The organism is Pseudomonas sp. NY15354 (genome assembly GCF_048068075.1).
GTDB classification, from domain to species: domain Bacteria; phylum Pseudomonadota; class Gammaproteobacteria; order Pseudomonadales; family Pseudomonadaceae; genus Aquipseudomonas; species Aquipseudomonas guariconensis_C.
Genome location: NZ_JBLUPV010000031.1, coordinates 13,188 through 32,347, shown reverse-complemented (window position 1 = coordinate 32,347; position 19,160 = coordinate 13,188). Strand labels below are relative to the sequence as shown.

At 61.6% G+C, this 19,160-nt stretch carries 17 protein-coding genes, 1 tRNA gene and 2 pseudogenes; 9 read left to right on the top strand and 11 right to left on the bottom strand.

All coding sequences use genetic code 11. The features are described 5' to 3' along the window. Positions 1-10 precede the first annotated feature (10 nt). Both ACNFCH_RS21840 and ACNFCH_RS21835 read left to right on the top strand, forming a co-directional pair. Positions 11-265 carry a hypothetical protein gene (locus ACNFCH_RS21840; protein ID WP_090346136.1) on the top strand — a complete coding sequence of 85 codons (255 nt, stop codon included), beginning with the start codon at positions 11-13 and terminating at the stop codon, positions 263-265. After that, positions 262-1,491 carry an Arm DNA-binding domain-containing protein gene (locus ACNFCH_RS21835; RefSeq protein WP_102082134.1) on the top strand — a complete coding sequence of 410 codons (1,230 nt, stop codon included), beginning with the start codon at positions 262-264 and terminating at the stop codon, positions 1,489-1,491. Before ACNFCH_RS21840 ends, ACNFCH_RS21835 begins: the two co-directional genes overlap by 4 nt. A gap of 49 nt (positions 1,492-1,540) precedes the next feature. On the opposite strand, the gene ACNFCH_RS21830 is transcribed toward ACNFCH_RS21835, so the two are convergent. The 7 genes from ACNFCH_RS21830 to dapA form a co-directional block, all read right to left on the bottom strand. Then, on the bottom strand, positions 1,541-2,437 hold the full coding sequence (locus tag ACNFCH_RS21830) for an SDH family Clp fold serine proteinase (RefSeq protein ID WP_102082135.1): 897 nt from the start codon (positions 2,435-2,437) through the stop codon (positions 1,541-1,543). A 53-nt stretch (positions 2,438-2,490) separates the two neighbouring features. Next, the gene (locus ACNFCH_RS21825) at positions 2,491-2,685 is read right to left on the bottom strand and encodes a hypothetical protein (protein ID WP_102082136.1); all 195 of its coding nucleotides are present in this window, start codon (positions 2,683-2,685) and stop codon (positions 2,491-2,493) included. A 594-nt stretch (positions 2,686-3,279) separates the two neighbouring features. Next, a tRNA-Ser gene (locus ACNFCH_RS21820) sits at positions 3,280-3,369 on the bottom strand. A gap of 92 nt (positions 3,370-3,461) precedes the next feature. Further along, positions 3,462-4,172 carry a phosphoribosylaminoimidazolesuccinocarboxamide synthase gene (gene purC / locus ACNFCH_RS21815; protein WP_043213139.1) on the bottom strand — a complete coding sequence of 237 codons (711 nt, stop codon included), beginning with the start codon at positions 4,170-4,172 and terminating at the stop codon, positions 3,462-3,464. A gap of 29 nt (positions 4,173-4,201) precedes the next feature. Continuing rightward, positions 4,202-4,960 (bottom strand): MBL fold metallo-hydrolase, encoded by a 759-nt coding sequence (locus ACNFCH_RS21810; protein ID WP_196162694.1) that lies wholly within the window; start codon positions 4,958-4,960, stop codon positions 4,202-4,204. Beyond that, entirely contained in the window at positions 4,961-6,076 is a 1,116-nt protein-coding gene (gene bamC / locus ACNFCH_RS21805) for an outer membrane protein assembly factor BamC (protein WP_070094604.1), read from the bottom strand. A gap of 17 nt (positions 6,077-6,093) precedes the next feature. Further along, the gene (gene dapA, locus ACNFCH_RS21800) at positions 6,094-6,981 is read right to left on the bottom strand and encodes a 4-hydroxy-tetrahydrodipicolinate synthase (RefSeq protein WP_337160297.1); all 888 of its coding nucleotides are present in this window, start codon (positions 6,979-6,981) and stop codon (positions 6,094-6,096) included. A gap of 259 nt (positions 6,982-7,240) precedes the next feature. On the opposite strand from dapA, the gene ACNFCH_RS21795 reads away from it, so the two are divergent. Both ACNFCH_RS21795 and ACNFCH_RS21790 read left to right on the top strand, forming a co-directional pair. Next, a complete protein-coding gene (locus tag ACNFCH_RS21795) occupies positions 7,241-7,801 on the top strand; it encodes a glycine cleavage system protein R (RefSeq protein ID WP_043213129.1) in 561 nt (186 codons plus the stop codon). An 11-nt stretch (positions 7,802-7,812) separates the two neighbouring features. Then, positions 7,813-8,286: a peroxiredoxin gene (locus ACNFCH_RS21790; RefSeq protein WP_196162695.1), complete on the top strand. Its 474-nt coding sequence runs from the start codon at positions 7,813-7,815 to the stop codon at positions 8,284-8,286. 47 nt (positions 8,287-8,333) lie between these two features. Here ACNFCH_RS21790 and ACNFCH_RS21785 read toward each other — a convergent pair whose 3' ends face one another. Both ACNFCH_RS21785 and ACNFCH_RS21780 read right to left on the bottom strand, forming a co-directional pair. Beyond that, positions 8,334-9,404, bottom strand: a complete 1,071-nt coding sequence (locus tag ACNFCH_RS21785; protein WP_070094607.1) for an AI-2E family transporter — start codon at positions 9,402-9,404, stop codon at positions 8,334-8,336. 21 nt (positions 9,405-9,425) lie between these two features. Continuing rightward, complete coding sequence (locus tag ACNFCH_RS21780; protein WP_043213126.1) at positions 9,426-9,665, bottom strand: sulfurtransferase TusA family protein; 240 nt, start codon at positions 9,663-9,665, stop codon at positions 9,426-9,428. A gap of 117 nt (positions 9,666-9,782) precedes the next feature. On the opposite strand from ACNFCH_RS21780, the gene ACNFCH_RS21775 reads away from it, so the two are divergent. Then, the gene (locus ACNFCH_RS21775; RefSeq protein ID WP_043213125.1) at positions 9,783-11,219 is read left to right on the top strand and encodes a M48 family metalloprotease; all 1,437 of its coding nucleotides are present in this window, start codon (positions 9,783-9,785) and stop codon (positions 11,217-11,219) included. Between the two features lie 49 nt (positions 11,220-11,268). On the opposite strand, the gene nadA is transcribed toward ACNFCH_RS21775, so the two are convergent. Together nadA and ACNFCH_RS21765 are read right to left on the bottom strand one after the other, a co-directional pair. After that, positions 11,269-12,327, bottom strand: coding sequence for a quinolinate synthase NadA (gene nadA, locus ACNFCH_RS21770; protein ID WP_337160296.1), 1,059 nt, complete (start codon positions 12,325-12,327; stop codon positions 11,269-11,271). A 226-nt stretch (positions 12,328-12,553) separates the two neighbouring features. Further along, the gene (locus tag ACNFCH_RS21765) at positions 12,554-14,062 is read right to left on the bottom strand and encodes a YdgA family protein (RefSeq protein ID WP_337160295.1); all 1,509 of its coding nucleotides are present in this window, start codon (positions 14,060-14,062) and stop codon (positions 12,554-12,556) included. Positions 14,063-14,569: 507 nt separating this feature from the next. Here ACNFCH_RS21765 and ACNFCH_RS21760 point away from each other — a divergent pair. The 4 genes and pseudogenes from ACNFCH_RS21760 to ACNFCH_RS21745 all read left to right on the top strand — a co-directional run bounded on the left by ACNFCH_RS21760 (position 14,570) and on the right by ACNFCH_RS21745 (position 19,127). Next, positions 14,570-15,922: an APC family permease gene (locus ACNFCH_RS21760; RefSeq protein ID WP_337160294.1), complete on the top strand. Its 1,353-nt coding sequence runs from the start codon at positions 14,570-14,572 to the stop codon at positions 15,920-15,922. Between the two features lie 47 nt (positions 15,923-15,969). Continuing rightward, positions 15,970-17,208, top strand: a pseudogene (locus ACNFCH_RS21755) (chemotaxis protein); the annotation flags it as partial. Positions 17,209-17,598: 390 nt separating this feature from the next. Continuing rightward, positions 17,599-18,114, top strand: a pseudogene (locus ACNFCH_RS21750) (methyl-accepting chemotaxis protein); the annotation flags it as partial. A 65-nt stretch (positions 18,115-18,179) separates the two neighbouring features. After that, on the top strand, positions 18,180-19,127 hold the full coding sequence (locus ACNFCH_RS21745) for a cation diffusion facilitator family transporter (protein WP_196162700.1): 948 nt from the start codon (positions 18,180-18,182) through the stop codon (positions 19,125-19,127). Positions 19,128-19,160 lie beyond the last annotated feature (33 nt).

Genomic DNA, 19,160 nt, shown 5'->3' with positions numbered 1-19,160 from the left:
AGAGAGCATTATGGCAAAGCAACAAGTTAAGCCCATGCATGAAGCAACCAATCAAACTTCCGAAGCATTGCAACTACTTATTACGCCGGCTGTATGGATTCGAAAAGAGTTGCTATTCCCGATCTTTGGACTCAGCACCGAAGCCGTACGCAAGTATCGTGATCGCGGAATTTGGCTTGAGGAAAAGCAGTGGCGCACAGACCCTGCAAACGTGATTGTTTACAACCGCCTCGAGATCGAGAAGTGGATGGCTGGCCACCCATGAAAGAAAAACTGCCTGCTGGCATCGACGCCCTCCCAAGGGGCGTCGACATCAATGGTAACTTACTGCGGATCGCCTTCATGTACGAAGGCGAGCGCCGCCGCGAGCCGCTGCGCAACGTCGCCAAGATCAACAAGGCCTCCATCGCCTACGCGGACAACAAACGCAGAACGATACTTGCCGAGATCAAGGAAAACCGCTTCGACTATGCGGCCCACTTCCCCGACTCGGCATGGCTTAAGGCTAGACAGGCACTGCCGAACGAGCCGGCCAAAAGAACTGTAGACGAAGGGATAGCGCAGTGGCTTGAAGTTGCCAAGGTCAAAAAAGCCCATAGCACATTCATCAACTACAAAAGCAAGTCCGAACACGTTAGAAAAAAGTTCACCGGCCGAACAATCGCAAGCATCCCAAAGAGTGAGCTTGAATTATTCCAAGCCGAACTACTCACCAAGGGCCTCAAACCGAAAACCGTAAACGACGTCTTCACTATTATACGGGGTGTGTGGGGGGATGCGTTCAGCGATGAAATCATCAAGCTCAACCCCCTGGAGCGCATCGAGAACATCCAGTCTGACAGCGACAGCGAATTCGCCGACCCATTCACCCGTAGCGAGATCGAGCGGATAGCTGCGGCAGACCCCGAGCGAATGGCAGACAGTCGCATGATCGTCTTCAACTGTTGGGCCGGGCTGTCTCTGTCTGAGTTGATCGCGGCCGCTATAGAGGACGTCGACCTGGTGGCCGGCACGCTATCAATTAGGCGCGCTCTGGTTGCAGGTGAATTCAAGGTACCGAAGGAGCGTTCACGCATTCGTACGGTTGAACTCATCGAGCCGGCTCTGGAGCTGCTGACCGCGATCGTGGCCGATGCCAAGGACGACGAACCCGCCCACATCACCGTAGTGCAGCGGGACAACATCACAAAAAAGCATGAGCGTGTTCGCTTCCTGTTTCGCAGTTCCACCAGCGGCCTGCTGTGGAACGGAAAAACTGTAAGCAACTGGTTCACCGCCCACCTCGAGAAAGCAGGCATTCGCCATCGAGGAGCGAACCAAGCGCGCCACACGTTCGCGAGCCAAGCACTGTCGAGCTATGTCCCGATTGAATGGGTTGCGCGCCAACTCGGTCATAGCGACACGACCATGGTGCGCAAGCACTACGGTCGCTGGATCTCGAAAGACACCAAAAGTATGGCAGACATAGTGAACAGGATGATGGGGTTCTAAATCTACAGCGCACCGGCCGATGCAGTAGGATTGCAACGGCCGATTGAAATCACTGAGCAAGAAGGGCGATACACGCGCCGTCATGGTTCTCGATGATTTTACCAGCCGCTGAGTTTGCGAAGGAATGCATATAGGCATGATGAACAGTCAGAACCAGGTCCTGGAGCTCAGCATCATCTTCTAACTGCTCAATCTTTAGACCGAACCCTACCGCATCTTCCACGTGGAAATGCCGAGAATGCGTTTTAGTACCGGCGTGATCATTCAACGCAGCGACGATTCGATCAGCCTTATCAACCGCATCCGGATCACCACGGAACATGCCGGTAATCAGCCAACCTTTGACGATTGCGCCTGCCAACTCGATGGCTTTCTCACACTCCCCTAGGAAGGAGGGGTGGTATTTACTCACGACTGTTTGCCAGATTGCCGTAGTGCGTGGATCGTTCTTCACCGCTTCGATAGCTTTTTCGAACTCTTCAAGAACGCCATACGCCGGGATACCGCCGAACTGGGGATCGAACGGCCCGATGTTCGACTGCTTACCCATAACAATGCTGCTACAAGCGCAAGCCAACATCGTGCCCGCAGACATTGAAATCTGAGGAATGATCGCCCGAATGTCAGTCCCAAACATCTGCCGCAGGTAGTGTACGATTGACTCCGCAGCCGACAGATCCCCGCCTGGCGTGTGAAGGATCAGATCAAGCCCACGAGAACGATCCAAACCATGGATGGCGTTCATCAGACCATTTTTGTCGTCATCGTTGACATGGGCAAAAGCATAGCCTGGCTTCTGAAGAAAGCCCGAATAATAGGCAATCACGTTGCGACCAGTCTTTTGACCAAGCAGTCGAAGGTACTTCTTCCGAACAATGTCGATACCGCTTCCGCCTGCTTGCTGAGTAACGACGATCTCTTCTAAAACCTGTGTCCAATTCGGCATAGCTTCATCCATAAAAAAGCCCGGAAATCCGGGCTCTTGAAAAGCAACAAAAATTATTTCTTGTCGGTTTTCTTGATTACGTTGTTCGCAGAAGTACTCGACGAGTAGCTAACGTTGACATCCGTCAGAATAGAGCACTTTTTGAACTGTCGGGCATAGGCCATAGCACCTGGGTAGTGCAGCCCTGGGTTCGGATTCACCCCCAACAGCGCGAAACCAGCCTCGAAATCAGTACGATTAGTTTGCATGCTCTGCTCCAATGAGGCTCCACGCGGGGGAACCCCTAAAATTTGGGTGCGTATGCTAGCAAAACGGAATCCGCCCTGCAAGCTTACCCTTCAAATCCGTCGAAAAGAACCGGCGTTCATACGGTACGACCGCCGCATCCATCGAAACGTTCCACGTTGTGAAACACTTCGTACGGCAGAATGTAGCTTATCCATTCATGCACCGCTATAGGATTTTTCACCTTTCATCTCTACGAACATGCGAGCAACCCTCGCCCTAGGAGCCACTCGAAAAACAGGCCGAAAAGGCCCTATGCCATCACCAGTAAAACGATTTCACCGAAGAAGCCCCGGGAGCAGCCCCATCGCGCTTTCACTGCGAGAGCCCCTGGCAGCGCCTTAAAATGATTTTCTAAATTACACCGCACACGACGAAAGGCTGATAGTGGAGACTATGGGGTACTCTCTATTGCACAGACATAGCGGTTAGCCTAGTGCGGCCAAATGCGCCCCAGCGTAGTGCTGATATGCCCTAATTCTGCCCTAAAGCACACCGCTAAAACGACGAAGCCCCTGAAAACTCAACGTTTTCAGGGGCTTCGCCTACTACGCGTATGGCGGAGAGATAGGGATTTGAACCCTAGGTACCCGCGAAGGTACAACGGATTTCGAATCCGTCCCGTTCGACCACTCCGGCATCTCTCCAGTGGCGCGCATTATACCAGCGATTTCGCGAAAGGCAAACCCTTCTTTGAAAAAAATCCGCGTGGTATCAGGCGCTTGCGTGAACGTGTCGCTTAGAGCGGCACGCCCAGACGCTTGGCCACTTCCTCGTAGGCTTCGATGACATCACCGAGGCCCTGGCGGAAGCGGTCCTTGTCCATCTTCTTGCGGGTTTCCTTGTCCCACAGACGGCAGCCGTCCGGGCTGAACTCGTCACCCAGGACGATCTGGCCGTGGAAGACACCGAACTCCAGCTTGAAGTCCACCAGCAGCAGGCCGGCGTCATCGAACAGCTTGCTCAGCACTTCGTTGACCTTCAGCGACAGTTGCTTCATGGTCGCCAGTTGCTCGGCGGTGCCCCAGCCGAAGGCAACGACGTGGGATTCGTTGATGAAGGGGTCGCCCTTCTCGTCGTTCTTCAGGAACAGTTCGAAGGTCGACGGCTCCAGCTTGATGCCTTCTTCGACGCCCAGGCGCTTGACGAGGCTGCCGGCAGCATAGTTACGCACCACGCATTCGACCGGGATCATGTCCAGCTTCTTGACCAGGCACTCGTTGTCGCCGAGCAGCTTGTCGAACTGGGTTGGAATGCCGGCTTCTTCCAGCTTTTGCATGATGAAGGCGTTGAACTTGTTGTTCACCATGCCTTTGCGATCGAGCTGTTCGATACGCTTGCCGTCGAACGCCGAAGTGTCGTTACGGAACAGCAGGATCAAGCGGTCGGCGTCGTCGGTCTTGTAAACCGATTTGGCCTTGCCGCGGTAGAGTTCTTCGCGTTTTTCCATGATGGGCTCCGCTTGCTAGAGTGGGTGGGCTAGGCGATTTCGCGCCAGTCGAGCCCATGATCCTGATTCGCCACCTGGAGCCAGTCCGGGTCGCACCCCAAGGTGTCGACGAAGCACTGGCGGGCCAGTTGTGGCCGGTTGTTCTTGCTGCTGAGGTGGGCCAGCACCAAATGTTGCAGGTGTTTCCAGCCCAGCTCGGCCACCAGGCTCGCGGCCTGGTGGTTGTTCAAATGTCCCTGGCTGCCGCCAACCCTGAGTTTCAGGAAGTGCGGGTAATGCCCGCGCGCCAACATGTCGCGACAGTGGTTGGCTTCGATCAGCAGGGCGTCCAGGCCTTGGTAGCGTTCCAGCAGGTGCATGTCGTAGGAGCCGAGGTCCGTGAGCATGCCGAAACGTCGGCGCCCATCGCTGACCACATACTGCAGCGGCTCGAGCGCATCATGTTCGACCCGCGCCGCGGTCACTTCCAAAGCGCCGATACGCAGGCTGTCACCACACCGGAGCAGACCGCTGGCCTCCACCGGTTTGCGCATGCCACGCAAAGTCCCCTGGCTGAGATAGACCGGTACATTGTAGCGCCGTGCCAGCAGCCCCACCCCATGCACATGGTCGGCATGTTCATGGGTCACCAGCACGGCGCTCAGTTGTGCCGCGGACACCCCGAGCAGCGCCAGGCGCCGCTCGGTTTCTCGCAGGGAAAAGCCGCAGTCGACCAGGATGAACGTGTCACCACTGGCGATCAGCGTGCCGTTTCCCTGGCTTCCGCTTCCAAGTACCGCGAAACGCACTTAGCCCAGGTGGTCCTGAATCATGCTCAGCACGCGGCGGGCCACATCGGCCGGTGCCACGGTGTTGATGTTCTTCTCGACGGTGACCTGCACGCTTTCGCCAACCTTGCTCAGGCGGACCTGATAACGCTCGGCGCGCGCTTCACGCTCTTCCTTGCTCGGCTCGCTGCCGAACAGGCGACCGAAGAAGCCAGGCTGGTCCTGCTTGTCGTCGGGCTTCTCGGACAGGTTGATGTAGTACAGGCCCAGGCTGCGGTTGATGTCCTCGACACGCCATTCGCCCTGCTCCAGGGCGCGGCCCACACTGGACCAGGCGCGATCCAGGTCGGCGCCCAGGTAAAGCACCGGGTTGCCGCTGCCGTCTTCGGCCAGGCTGACGCGGCTTGGCGCGTCGAAATCACGGGCGGCGAGCAGCGAGACCGAACCGCCCTTCTCGGCGCTGCGGTTCATGCTGGCCAGCATTTCATCGACCAACAGTGCATCGGCACCGGTGTTAGTGGAGCTGGACGGGAAATCAGGCTCGGTGGTGCTTCCGGCCGGACGCTCGACGCTGACGATGTACACCTCGGAGGTGTTGCGCTGCACGCCTGGCTCCATGCGTACACGGACGCGCACTTCGCTGTCCGGGCTGCTGGAGGCGCTGGCAAGACGCTGGCCCAGGGACGCGGAGAGTTCGTCGAAACGCTGCCAGGTGGTGTTGAACTCACCGGTCTGCGGACGCTCCTCGGCGATGCGGAAGCCGTTGTCCTCGAAGAACTGGCGCGCCACCGGCCAGACTTCCGCCGGCGAACGCTGGGCCAGCACCCAGCGGCTGCTGCCGCTGCGCTGGAGGGTGAAATCGCTGGCCTCAGCCGTGGCGGTCAGCGGCTGTGGACGGGGCACCTCGAACTCGCCAGTGGCACGATCGTCGGCAACGTTACGCGGGATCGGCAGCAGCGGATCCAGGCGCTTGGGGTTGCTGGCGTCCGGCGGCAACTGCATCGGCGCGGTCGGGTGCGCCTGCAGGTAATCGCTGCCGCGGTCGCGGAAATAGCCATCCTCGCCCCACAGCCAGCCGCAACCGCTGGTGCTGGAAATGATCAGGGCAAGGGTGGAAAGACCAGCCAGTCGCTTCATGCGGAGTACTTCCTCGATTAAACCAGTACGCCGGACTGGCGCAGGGCCGCACGGACTTTTTCGTGACAGCCTTCGCTCAGCCAGGTGAGCGGCAGGCGGATGCCTTTTTGCATCAGGCCCATTTCCACCAGTGCCCACTTCACAGGAATCGGGTTGGCTTCGCAGAACAGGTCCTTGTGCAGCGGCATGAGTTTTTCATTGATTGCGCGGGCCTTCTCGGCATTGCCCTCAAGGGCGGCCTCGCACAGATCGGCCATTTCGCGCGGGGCGACGTTGGCAGTGACGGAGATGTTGCCCTTGCCGCCCATCAGGATCAGCTCGACGGCGGTCGGGTCGTCGCCGGACAGGACGATGAAGTCCTTGTCGACGCCGTCGAGGATGGCCTTGGCGCGCACCAGGTCGCCGGTGGCTTCCTTGATGCCGATGATGTTCTTGACCTTCGACAGGCGGATGACGGTCTCGGCCTGCATGTCGCAGGAGGTGCGGCCGGGTACGTTGTAGAGGATCTGCGGGATGTCGACGGCTTCGGCGATGTGCTTGAAGTGCTGGTACAGGCCTTCCTGGGTCGGCTTGTTGTAGTACGGCACGACGAGCAGGCAGGCGTCGGCGCCTGCGTTTTTCGCGTTCTGGGTCAGGTGGACGGCTTCGGCAGTGGAGTTGGCACCGGTACCGGCAATGACCGGGATGCGGTGACTGCTGCGCTTGACGCGCTCGACCACGTGTTTGATGACCAGGATGTGCTCTTCGACATCCAGTGTGGCGGACTCACCGGTGGTGCCAACAGCGACGATCGCGTGAGTGCCTTTTTCCAGGTGGAAGTCTACAAGTTTGTCGAGGCTGTCCCAGTCAAGACGCCCTTGTGCATCCATGGGAGTGACCAATGCCACCATACTGCCCGCAATCATGTAACTGCTCCTGCCGGAAAAAGAGAGCGGTAATGGTACTGGCGCCATCGGCCTTGCACAAGCGAAGCAGGCGGGCGGAGCATTCCCCTTCGCGCTGCTTTTCGCTACCCTTCTCCCTTTGATCGGCGCAGCGTGGCCCGCCGGGCCGTCGACAATGCTCCGCGCCAGCGTCCACGACCTCGAATGCGAGCCCGGGGCCCTGCCGACAGGAGGCTTATGCCTGTCCTGTGCCGACCGCTCATCGCTTTAGGAATGCTGCATGTCCACCCCCACTGTCCGCGAACAATTCCTTGTCATCAGTGCCTTGGGTCCCAACCCCATGGAGCTGGCCAACGTTCTCAGCCGCGCCGCCTTCGACAATCGCTGCGCGGTGATCACTTCGCGCCTGACCCGCCATGGCGAGACCAGTGCCCTGGTCCTGCAGGTCGGTGGCAGCTGGGATGCCCTGGCGCGCCTGGAGGCGGTACTGCCAGGTCTGGGCAAGAAGCACGGCCTGACCCTCGATGTGGTGCGTAGCGCCGATCAGGAAGTGCGCCCCCAGGCCCTGCCCTACGTGGCCTATGTCAGCGCCGCCTATCGCCCGGATATCGTCAGCGAGCTGTGCCAGTTCTTCCTCGACCACCGCGTCGAGCTCGAGAGCATGACCTGCGACACCTACCTGGCCCCGCAGACCGGCAGCAGCATGCTCAACGCCCAGTTCACCGTGATCCTGCCGGCCGGCACCCAGATCAGCTGGTTGCGTGACCAGTTCCTGGACTTCGCCGATGCCCTGAACCTGGATGCGCTGATCGAACCCTGGCGCCCACAGAACCCCATGTAAGGAAGCCCCCCATGGCCGTAGCACTCGACCAATCCGTCGCCGACTTCCAGGTCCAGGCCACCAGTGGCCAGTCCGTAAGCCTCGCCAGCCTCAAGGGCCAGCAAGTGGTGCTGTACTTCTACCCCAAGGACAGCACCCCAGGCTGCACCACCGAAGGCCAGGGTTTCCGCGACCAGCACGAGGCCTTCCGCGCCGCCAACACGGTTGTGTTCGGCGTCTCTCGCGACGGGATCAAATCCCACGAGAACTTCAAGGCCAAGCAAGGCTTTCCATTCGAGCTGATCAGCGACAAGGACGAGGCGCTCTGCCAGCTGTTCGACGTGATCAAGCTCAAGAAGCTGTACGGCAAGGAATACATGGGCGTGGACCGCAGCACCTTCCTGATCGACAAGGACGGTGTGCTGCGTCAGGAGTGGCGCGGCGTGAAGGTGCCCGGGCATGTGGATGCCGTCCTGGCAGCTGCCCAGGCGCTGAACAAAGCCTGATATCGACACTGGCTTCTTCGCGGGCTTACCCGCGAAGAAGCCAGCGCTTAAAGCATTGGCGCCACTGAAGGCTCTTGCCTTGGCCACGCATCGAGCACGGCCTTGAACAGGGTCGCCAGCGGGATCGCGAAGAAGATCCCCCAGAAGCCCCACAACCCGCCAAACAGCAGCACCGCGCAAATGATCGCCACCGGGTGCAGGCTGACCGCCTCGGAGAACAGCAGCGGCACCAGCACGTTGCCGTCGAGCGCCTGGATGATCGCGTACACCGCCATCAGGTAGATGAACTGGTCGCCCCAGCCCCACTGGAACAACGCAATCAAGGTCACCGGCACGGTCACCACCACCGCCCCTACATAAGGCACCACCACCGACAGCCCCACCAGCAAGGCCAGCAACGCCGCATAGTTGAGTCCCAGGCTGATGAAGGCGATGTAGGTGGCGATGCCGCAGATCAGAATCTCGATACCCTTGCCGCGGATGTAGTTGGCGATCTGTCGATTCATCTCATCGCCCACACGATTGAGCAGGGAGCGCTGGCGTGGCAGGTAGCCACCGACCCAACGGGCGATCAGCTCGCGATCCTTGAGGAAGAAGAACACCAGGATCGGCACCAACACCAGGTAGATCATGGCGTTGACCAGCAGCGGCAGGCTCGACAAGGAGAACGTCAGCGCCCACTGGCCGAACTTGCCGATCTCACCACGCACCGACTCGATGGCGCGCAGTACCTGCTCGTCGGAGACCAGGTGCGGATAACGTTCCGGCAGCAACAGCAGCAGCGACTGCCATTTGCCCAGCATGCCCGGCAGCTCGTTGAACAACGTGATCAACTGGTGCCAAAGCAGTGGCACCAGCACCAGCAGGAACACCGCCAGCGCCCCCATGAACAGCGCGAACACCAGCCACACCGCCAGCCGTGAGGGAACGCGCAGGCGCTCCAGGGCATTGACCAGGCCCTGCATGAGAAAGGCCAGGACCATGCCCGCCAGCACCGGCGCGAGCATGCCACCCAAGGTCAGCACCGCGGTGAAAGCCAGGAACAGCAAGACCGCCAGCACCACCGCCTCCTCGTCGGAAAAGTAGCGCTGCATCCAGTCGCGAAGCACTTTGAACATTGACGATCCTTGGAATAAGACTCAGGCCTTGCGCAACCAGTAGGTGTAGACGCCGGCCTCGGCGGTTTCACGAAGCAGCGTATGACCGGCGAGCTGGGCAAAAGTGCGGAAGTCGCGTTGGGAACCGGCATCGGTGGCGATCACCTTGAGTACCGCGCCGCTGGCCAGCCGATTGAGTTCCATCTTTGCCTTGAGCAAGGGCAAGGGGCAATTGAGCCCACTGGCATCGAGTTCGGCATCGCAGGTGGGGGTGTCGATCATCCGGGCATCTCCTGGCAGGGCATCAGCATTGCAGACAAGTTCGCTAGGATAACGCCACTGGTCGCCAACGTGTGAGCCAGCTACAGTAAGGCTCTTTGATCGATGCGAGCTTCATGCATGAATCTACTGCGCCCCACCCTGTTGACGCTGGCCTGCCTGATGGCCCTTCCCGGTCATGCCGACGACCTGCCGTCACTGGGCGACGCCAGTTCCGCGATCGTCTCGCCGCAGCAGGAGCACCAACTGGGCCGTGCCTGGCTGAGCCTGCTGCGCGGCCAGGTCAACCAGTTGAACGATCCGCAACTCAAGGACTACGTCGAGACCAGCGTCTACAAGCTGGCCGAAACCAGTCAGTTGCAGGACCGGCGCCTGGAATTCATCCTCATCGACAGCCGTGAGCTCAACGCCTTTGCCGCCCCTGGCGGGATCGTCGGGGTCAACGGCGGCCTGTTCCTCAACGCCCAGACCGAAGGCGAGTACGCCTCGGTCCTGGCCCACGAACTGGCGCACTTGTCCCAGCGCCACTTCGCCCGTGGCGTCGAGGCCCAGCAGCGCATGCAACTGCCCATGATGGCCGCGCTGCTGGCCGGTATCGTGCTGGCGGCCGGTGGCGGTGGCGATGCCGGCATCGGCGTGATCGCCGGCACCCAGGCCGCAGCGATCCAGGAACAGCGGCGCTTCTCCCGACAGAACGAGCAGGAAGCCGACCGCATCGGCATTCTCAACCTGGAAAAAGCCGGTTACGACCCACGCAACATGCCCAGCATGTTCGAGCGCCTGGCCCGCCAGTATCGCTATGACGCCAAGCCCCCGGAATTCCTGCTCACCCACCCGGTCACCGAATCGCGTATCGCCGACACCCGCAACCGCGCCGAACAAGCGCCCAAAGGCGGGGTCGAGGACAGCGCGCGCTATCAGTTGATCCGCGCCCGCGTCGCGCTGATCTACGAAGGCACGCCAGGCCTGGCGGCCAAGCGCTTCCGCGCCCAGCTCGACGAAGACCCGACCCTCGATGCCGCGCGCTATGGCCTGGCCATCGCCCAGATCAAGGGCGGCCAGCTCAACGAAGCGCGGGCCAACCTGCAACCGCTGCTGGCCAAGGCGCCCAATGACATCACCTACAACTTGGCGCAGATCGACCTGGACATCACCAACAACCGCCTGGCCGACGCCCAACAGCGGGCCGAGCGCCTGCGCGCGCTGTACCCGAGCAGCTACCCGCTGCAACAGATACGGGCCGACCTTCTGATCAAGCAGAATCGCCCCGCCGAGGCGGAAAAGGTATTGGATGATCTGATCAAACGCCGACCGGACGATCCGGACGTGTGGTACGACGTCGCCGAGGTGCGCGGACTGTCTGGCAACACTATTGGCCTGCACCGGGCACGTGCCGAGTACTTCACCTTGGTCGGCGACTTCGACCAGGCCATCCAGCAACTGGATTACGCCAAGCGCCGCGCAGGCAGCAACTTCCCGCTGGCCTCGCAAATCGATCAGCGCCAGCGCGAGATCATGGAGCAGCAGCGGATGGTCAAGGAGATGATGGGGCGCTAGAGGCAGAGCCTAAGGCCTGAGGGGCGTTTGCGCCCCTCAGCCACGCAGGTCAGGCGTTACCGGAAAGCTTCAAGCGTGCTGCCTGGGTGAAATCGAGCATGCGATTGAGCGGCTTCATCGCCTTGGGCACCAGCGCAGGATCCACGAAGATCTCGTTGCTGCCCTTGCGCAGGCAATCGAGGGTGCGCTCGAGGGTGTTCATGGCCATCCACGGGCAGTGGGCACAGCTACGGCAGGCCGCACCGTTACCTGCGGTCGGCGCTTCGACGAACTCTTTGTCCGGGCACAGCTGCTGCATCTTGTAGAAGATGCCGCGGTCGGTGGCGACGATGAACGTCTTGTTCGGCAGCGTCTGGGCTGCCTTGATCAATTGACTGGTGGAGCCCACCGCGTCGGCCAGTTCGATGACCGCCTCCGGCGACTCCGGATGGACCAGGATCGCCGCATCCGGATACAACGCCTTCATGTCGGCCAACTGACGCGACTTGAATTCTTCGTGGACGATGCAGGCGCCATCCCACAGCAGCATGTCTGCGCCCGTCTGCTTCTGGATGTAGCGTCCCAAGTGCTGGTCCGGGCCCCAGATGATGGTCTCGCCGTTGTCCATCAGGCTCTCGACGATTTCCAGCGCGCAGCTGGAGGTCACGACCCAGTCTGCCCGCGCCTTCACCGCCGCCGAGGTATTGGCATAGACCACCACGGTGCGCTCAGGGTGCTGGTCGCAGAAGGCCGAGAACTCCTCGACCGGGCAACCCAGGTCAAGGGAGCAGGTCGCTTCCAGCGTCGGCATCAGCACACGTTTTTCGGGGGTGAGGATCTTGGCGGTCTCGCCCATGAAACGCACGCCTGCCACCACCACGGTACTGGCGGGATGGTTCTTGCCGAAGCGAGCCATTTCCAGGGAATCGGACACACAGCCACCCGTCTCCTCGGCCAGCGCCTGGATCACCGGGTCGCAATAGTAATGGGCCACCAGCACGGCGTTCTGGGCCTTGAGCTCGGCAGCGATGGCCGCACGGTAATCGGCCTCCTGCTCGGGCGTCAGCGGGTTGGGCTGCTTGGCATCAAGATGGGCTTGAACCAACAGGCGTTCGGAAATCTGGGTCATGATCGCTGAACCTGCGGGCGCATGTGCGCGTCAGTCGAGTGTATCACCCGGCCCTGGCAGATCGGCTAAAGGGTGCCGGATGGCCGGGCGGCCACCGCGGCCCATCTGCGGGCACGGACTATTATCGGAGGCCGAAGGCTACAGACAATCGCGGCAATTCAAAAGCCTTTTTTACGCCCCAGGCCAAGGCCGACGGGGCGTCGGCAATGGCCTGGGAGAAAGCGCCTCACCCTTGCGAAGACAGCGCCGCCAGATGGGCGCCCACCAACGCACCGAACTCCTCGAGCGTCATCTTCCTGCCGTTGAAATCGACGATGCCATCGGCATAACTCAAGCTGGAGACCACATCGTCGCCCTGCACGGTGCCCATGCCGCTCTGCAACGCCATCATGCCGACCATTTCGCCCGCCTGACGCGACTGCATCGCGATGGCCTGGGCATCGGTCTGACCTTCAAGCAACGCCTGCAGGGTCGCCAGGTCCCCAAGCATCGGCTTGGAGACGGACAGCTTGCTTTGCAGGCGGCTGACCATCTGCTCGCCCACTTGGGTCGGTGTCAGATCGAACGAGGGCGGATTGGCCAAGTCCACCGCCAGGCTGAAACGACTCTCGCCATTGGCCGTCTTGAATGACAACTCCTCCAGCGCAAGCTGGGGCTTGGCTGCAAGCATCTTCTGCAAGTCCGCCTGAACCTTCACCCGCTCTTCAGGCGTCATCTCGAACGATGGCAGCGCTTCACCTTGGGCTGCGGCCTGCTGCGCTTGTGGCATGTGGGTCTGGTACCAGGCGATCAACCCTTGCATCGCCGGGATGTCGATGGACTTCATGCTCCAGACCATCCGCCCGCTGCCCACCGCGCGACCGGCGTAGGTGATATCGGCGACTTTGTATTCCAGGCGGCCGGACAGCTTGTCTTCGCCTTCGGCGTCATAACGGTTGTTCTGCTCCAGCCCCTTGAACAGCAGCACATCCTGCTTGTCACCCAGGGTCACCTGGGTTTCAGCCAAGGTCATGTCGAGATTGCCGACATAGATCATGTCATGGCCTGTGCCCTTCAGGTCGCCGGCGACCTTGAAGCCGTTGAGCAGCACGTTGACCGGAGGCTGCTCGCCATCCACCAGGTTCAACGCCAGACGCTCGGCCTTGCCGTCGACCCTCACCGACTTGCCCTCACGGTCACCGCGCAGCAACACACGCATGCCGGAAAATTCCAGGCTGCTGCCGTCATCTTCGCTGAACTTGACCGGCGCCAGGCGGATGTCGCTGGAGACGCTGCCGTCGTAGCCCAAGCTGACCTGGCCGGAAATCGGGGATTGCTCGCCTGCAGCGGCGTACCAGGACGCCGTGGCGTCGTCTTTGTCCAGTTGGCTATTGCTGGTGGCCAAGACCGGCGCCAGGTTCAGTGCCTTGACCCGCGACCAGGGGAACGGCCCGTGCTCGATCCGGTCGGTCACACCCAGATCGAAGCTCAGCGGCTCGCCCTCACCGAGCCAGAGGTCCTTGGCCTTGATCCGGTAGTGCGCGGTACTGGTGAAGAAGTGCTGATCCAGCGAGACCAACTCGAGGGTCATGCTGCCCCCGGTACCGGCGATAGCTTTCTTCAGCTGCTCGTTGCCATTGGCAACGGAACGCTCCAACTCTGCGGGCAATTGCTTGCCGGTATACCAGGCGCCGCCAGTGGTGACGACGGCGATGGCGACGGCCAGACCGCAGAGAATGCCTACTGATTTCTTCATGAATAAGACCGATTGCTGTCCATAGGAGGCTGATACGCGGCACGCAGCGCCACGCGGGACGCCAAGATTATCACCGCCTGCGAAAGGACGCCCGAGCGGGCGATCTTTGCACCGCTGCAATGTAAACTTTTACGAACACAATAATCGACATAACGACGACAACATTCCAAAAAACGACCACTCGTCCGAATAAACCGTCGATAAACCTTCATCAAAGTTACATCTTGTCACGTTTCACTTGACACCATCCCGCCCTTCGTTTTTTATTTTTCCCACCCGCCCAGCGCCTCACAAACGAAGAAGAACAGCGCCGCCATCATGACCTCAGTCCGCCCTTGCCCCCACGCGCCGCCTTCGACGTTTTAAGCCCTGCCAGCCAGACACAGGCGCCCCTCGCGCCCATATCCGCTCCGACAAAAAAGGTGAACAACATGGAGCCCACCCGCTCACCCCTGCCGTGCCTGTCGCACACCGTGCCCGCGTCTCAGCCCCAGGAGCGCCGCCCGCATGCAGCCTGACCACAGCACTCACGGCACCGCCCAACTGAGAAAGTCCCTGCGCCTCTGGCATGTGGTTGTCATCGGCCTGGCCTACCTGACGCCGATGACTGTGTTCGATACCTTCGGCATCGTCTCCGGGATCACTGCTGGTCATGTACCCAGCGCCTACATCCTGGCGCTGGCCGGCATCCTGTTCACCGCGTTGAGCTATGGCACGCTGGTGCGTCGATTCCCACAATCGGGCTCGGCCTACACCTACACCCAGCGCGCCATCAACAAGCACGTGGGCTTTCTGGTGGGTTGGGCGTCGCTGTTGGACTATCTGCTGCTGCCGATGATCAACGCCCTGCTGGCCAAGCTGTACCTCTCGGCGATGTTCCCGGAAGTTCCGGAGTGGATATGGGTCGTGGGCTTCGTCGCCCTGATCAGCCTGATCAACATGCGCAGCATCAACCTGGTGGCGAGCTTCAACACCCTGTTCGTCGGCGTGCAGATCGTGATCATGACGGTGTTCGCCTACCTCTGCGTGCGCGGCCTGAGCCAAGGTGAAGGGATGGGTACCGCCTGGACCCTGCGTCCGTTCGCCGACGATCAGACTCACCTCAACGCCCTGGTCGCGGGCGCGACCATCCTGTGCTTCTCGTTCCTGGGCTTCGACGCGGTCTCCACCCTGTCGGAGGAGACCCGTCACCCCGAGAAGGTCATCCCTCGTGCGATCTTCCTGGTGGCGCTGATCGGCGGCCTGATGTTCATCCTGATGTCGTTCTTCATCCAGGCATTCTTCCCGACCATGGAACGCTTCCACGACCAGGAAGCGGCCCTGCCGGAAATCGCCCTGTACGTCGGCGGCATGCTGTTCCAGTCGATCTTCATCGTCTGCACCGTGATCAACACCATCGCCTCGGGCCTGGCATCGCAGACCAGCGTCTCGCGCCTGCTGTACGTGATGGGCCGCGACAAGGTCATTCCCCAAGGCCTGTTCGCCCGCCTGCACCCACGCTACAAGACCCCGGTGCTGAATATCGCCGTGGTCGGCCTGATTTCCCTGTCGGCGATCTTCTTCGATCTGGTGACGGCCACCTCGATCATCAACTTCGGTGCGTTGGTGGCCTTCAGCTTCGTCAACCTCTCGGTGATCAGCCACTGCTACCTGCGCGAAGGGCTGAACAAGGGGCTGGCGAACAAGGTGAAATACCTGGTACTGCCGACCATTGGCTTCTGCATCATCGCCATGCTCTGGCTGAACCTGAACGTGGACTCGCTGCTGTTCGGCGGCGTCTGGGCTGCATGCGGCCTGCTATACCTTGCGTGGTTGACCAAGGCGTTCAGGGTCGCGCCGCCGACCTACATTGCCGAATGAGACTGCCTGTCGACGACGCCCGCGCTTGATCGCGGGCGTTGTCCTTGATGAGAAGGAAAGCTCCCATGTTCCTGCGCCGCCTCTCCATCCAGTGGAAGATCACCCTCCTTGCCGGCCTGTGCCTGTTGACCATCGTCGTGTTGCTAGTGGCCACCTCGCTATTCCAGGCCAAGCGCAGCGCGGTGCAAGTCTTCCAGGCCAACACCGAACTGCTCGACCAGAGCGCGCGCCTGCGCCTGCAAGCCCACGCCGAAAGCCAGGCTTTGCGCGTGCAGCGCTATTTCATGGACGCCTATCAGTACGGCAACGGCTTCGCCCGCCTGGTGCAGGCGCTTAGAGCGCGCGGCGGTGACGACCTGCGCGCCGACCTGGTCAAACAGGCCCGTCAGGCGCTGGCCGGCAACCCGGACCTGATCGGCCTGTACCTGGTGTTCCAGCCCAACGCCCTGGACCAGCAGGACGCCCGCTTCGTCGGCCAGGACGCCAGCGGTAGCAACGACATCGGTCGCTACTCTTTCTATTGGTCACAGCCGAGCCCCGGCACCCTCGAATCCGAGGTCATGCCCGAGTCCATGCTGGCCGACACCAGCACCGCCGCCAACGGCTCCCCCTACAACCGCTGGCTGACCTGCCCTCTGGAGACCGCCAAAGCCTGCGTGCTCGACCCTTACTTCGACGAGGTCAGCGGTCGCCAGGTCCTGATGACCAGCATTGCCCTGCCCTTGCTGGAAAACGGCAAGGTGATCGGTGTCGTCGGCCTGGACATCGGCCTGGACAACCTGCAGCAACTGAGCCTGGCCGGACGCCAGGAACTGTTCGACGGCCAAGGCCAGGTCAGCATCGTCAGCCCTGCCGGGCTGCTGGCCGGGCACAGCCAGGACAGCGCCCAACTGAGCAAGACACTGGAACAAGCCTTTGGCGATCAAGCCGGCGAACTGGCCGGGCCGATACGCGCTGGCAAGGCCGTGGAGCGTCTGGAGCATGGGATGATGCGCATCTCGCGTCCCTTTGCGCCGATTCCGCAGGCTGAGTCCTGGCAGGTGCTGCTGGAGTTGCCGGAGGCGGTTCTGCAGGCGCCAGCGGTTGCCCTCAACCAGCGCCTGGACGCACACAACCAGACCGCCAACCTCACCAGCCTGCTGGTTGGCCTGGTCGCCGCCGTGCTGGGCCTGCTGCTGGTATGGCTGACAGCCCGCGGCGTGACCCGGCCGATCCTTGCCGTGGCCGAGCGCCTGCGTGACATCGCCAGCGGCGAAGGCGACCTGACCCGACGTCTGGACTACACCCGCGAAGATGAGCTGGGCCAACTGAGCGGCTGGTTCAACCGCTTCCTCGACAAGCTCCAGCCGGTGATCGCCCAAGTCAAAGGCTCGCTGCAGGACGCCCGCGGCACCGCCGACCAGTCCGCCGCCATCGCCAGCCAGACCAGCGGTGGCATGCAGCAGCAGCAACGGGAAATCGAACAGGTGGCCACCGCCGCCAACGAAATGAGCGCCACCGCCCAGGACGTCGCCCGCAATGCCTCCCAGGCGGCCCAGGCCGCTCGCGGCGCCGACCAGGCCACCCACGAAGGGCTGGAGCTGGTGGCCGTCACCCGCCAGGCTATCGACCAGTTGGTGAGCGACATGGACACCTCCATGAGCCAGGCCAGGGCGCTGGCCGGGCGTAGCGAACAAATCGGCTCGGTGCTCGAGGTGATTCGCTCGATTGCTGAACAGACCAACCTGCTGGCGCTCAACGCCGCCATCGAGGCCGCGCGCGCGGGCGAAGCCGGGCGCGGCTTCGCGGTGGTCGCCGACGAAGTGCGCAGCCTCGCCCAGCGCACCCAGGTCTCGGTGCAGGAGATCCGCCAAGTGATCGAGGGGCTGCAACAAGGCACCCACGATGTGGTGGGCGCGATGCATGAGGGCCAGCGCCAGGCCCAGGACAGCGCCACGCGCATGGAGCAGGCCTTGCCCGCCTTGCAGCGGATCGGCGAGGCGGTGGCGGTGATCAGCGACATGAACCTGCAGATCGCCTCGGCCGCCGAAGAACAGAGCGCCGTGGCCGAAGAGGTCAACCGCAACGTGGCCGGCATCCGCGACGTGACCGAGTCGCTATCCGGTCAGGCCGACGAATCGGCGCGCATCAGCCAGGCACTGAACCGCTTGGCCAATCAGCAACAGGCCTTGATGGAACAGTTCAAGGTCTGAGGCCCCACTACCGGGGACGACACTAAAGGATGGCTGCCCTTGGGCAGCCTTGATGGAGCCCCACGATGGGAAAACCGTTTTTCGACCTGACCAGCGAACAAGGCGTGCTGCGCCTGTCCATCGCGGTCACCCTGTTCATCGCCGTGATCGGGATCGCCTTCGGCCTGGCGTCAGGCTCGTTCTCGATCGTCTTCGATGGCGTCTACTCGCTGGTCGACGCCAGCATGAGCGGACTGTCCCTGGTGGTGGTCAAGCTGATCACCTCCCACGCCCGCGCAGAGCGCATGTCACGCAAGCTGCGCGAACGCTTCACCATGGGGTTCTGGCACCTCGAACCCATGGTTTTGGCGCTCAACGGCATCCTGCTGACCGGCGTTGCGCTCTACGCCCTGATCAACGCCGCCAGCAGCCTGCTCGAGGGCGGGCGGGACCTGGAGTTCGGCGTGGCGCTGGTGTACGCCGTGGTCACCGTCAGCGCCTGCCTGGCCATCGCCATCGCCGAGGCCCGTGCCAATCGCAAGATCGGTTCGGACTTCGTGCGCATGGACGTCAAAGGCTGGGTGATGTCAGCCAGCATCACGGCAGCGCTGCTGGTCGCCTTCTGCGTCGGCTATTTGGTGCAAGGCACCCAGTGGGCCTGGATCTCGCCGTACATCGACCCGGCGGTGCTGGCGCTGGTCTGTCTGGTCATCATTCCGTTGCCGATGTCAGTGGTACGCCAGGCACTCTCGGAGATGTTCCTGGTGACCCCGAGCGACCTGAAGCAGCATGTGGATGATGTCGCCCAGACCTTCGTCGCCCAACACGGCCTGCAATCGTATCGGGCCTACGTCGCCAAGGTCGGGCGCTCGCGGGAAATCGAACTCTACTTCATCGTCCCGGCCACCATGGCCGCCAGAACCATCGCCGAGTGGGACGCCTTGCGCGACGAGATCGGCAACGCCATCGGCGGCGAAGGCCCGGACCGCTGGCTCACGGTGGTGTTCACAGGGGATCCGGAGTGGGCTGAATAGCATCAGCCCCTCGTCGCCGCGACAGGCAGGCCC

Excerpts from the sequence above, each read along its gene's own strand:
- ACNFCH_RS21765 (WP_337160295.1), bottom strand. The coding sequence starts at position 14,062 with ATGAAGAAATCAGTAGGCATTCTCTGCGGTCTGGCCGTCGCCATCGCC.
- dapA (WP_337160297.1), bottom strand. The coding sequence starts at position 6,981 with ATGATTGCGGGCAGTATGGTGGCATTGGTCACTCCCATGGATGCACAA.
- ACNFCH_RS21835 (WP_102082134.1), top strand. The coding sequence starts at position 262 with ATGAAAGAAAAACTGCCTGCTGGCATCGACGCCCTCCCAAGGGGCGTC.
- ACNFCH_RS21840 (WP_090346136.1), top strand. The coding sequence starts at position 11 with ATGGCAAAGCAACAAGTTAAGCCCATGCATGAAGCAACCAATCAAACT.
- ACNFCH_RS21775 (WP_043213125.1), top strand. The coding sequence starts at position 9,783 with ATGAATCTACTGCGCCCCACCCTGTTGACGCTGGCCTGCCTGATGGCC.
- bamC (WP_070094604.1), bottom strand. The coding sequence starts at position 6,076 with ATGAAGCGACTGGCTGGTCTTTCCACCCTTGCCCTGATCATTTCCAGC.
- ACNFCH_RS21795 (WP_043213129.1), top strand. The coding sequence starts at position 7,241 with ATGTCCACCCCCACTGTCCGCGAACAATTCCTTGTCATCAGTGCCTTG.
- nadA (WP_337160296.1), bottom strand. The coding sequence starts at position 12,327 with ATGACCCAGATTTCCGAACGCCTGTTGGTTCAAGCCCATCTTGATGCC.
- ACNFCH_RS21825 (WP_102082136.1), bottom strand. The coding sequence starts at position 2,685 with ATGCAAACTAATCGTACTGATTTCGAGGCTGGTTTCGCGCTGTTGGGG.
- ACNFCH_RS21760 (WP_337160294.1), top strand. The coding sequence starts at position 14,570 with ATGCAGCCTGACCACAGCACTCACGGCACCGCCCAACTGAGAAAGTCC.
- purC (WP_043213139.1), bottom strand. The coding sequence starts at position 4,172 with ATGGAAAAACGCGAAGAACTCTACCGCGGCAAGGCCAAATCGGTTTAC.
- ACNFCH_RS21830 (WP_102082135.1), bottom strand. The coding sequence starts at position 2,437 with ATGCCGAATTGGACACAGGTTTTAGAAGAGATCGTCGTTACTCAGCAA.
- ACNFCH_RS21790 (WP_196162695.1), top strand. The coding sequence starts at position 7,813 with ATGGCCGTAGCACTCGACCAATCCGTCGCCGACTTCCAGGTCCAGGCC.
- ACNFCH_RS21785 (WP_070094607.1), bottom strand. The coding sequence starts at position 9,404 with ATGTTCAAAGTGCTTCGCGACTGGATGCAGCGCTACTTTTCCGACGAG.
- ACNFCH_RS21780 (WP_043213126.1), bottom strand. The coding sequence starts at position 9,665 with ATGATCGACACCCCCACCTGCGATGCCGAACTCGATGCCAGTGGGCTC.
- ACNFCH_RS21745 (WP_196162700.1), top strand. The coding sequence starts at position 18,180 with ATGGGAAAACCGTTTTTCGACCTGACCAGCGAACAAGGCGTGCTGCGC.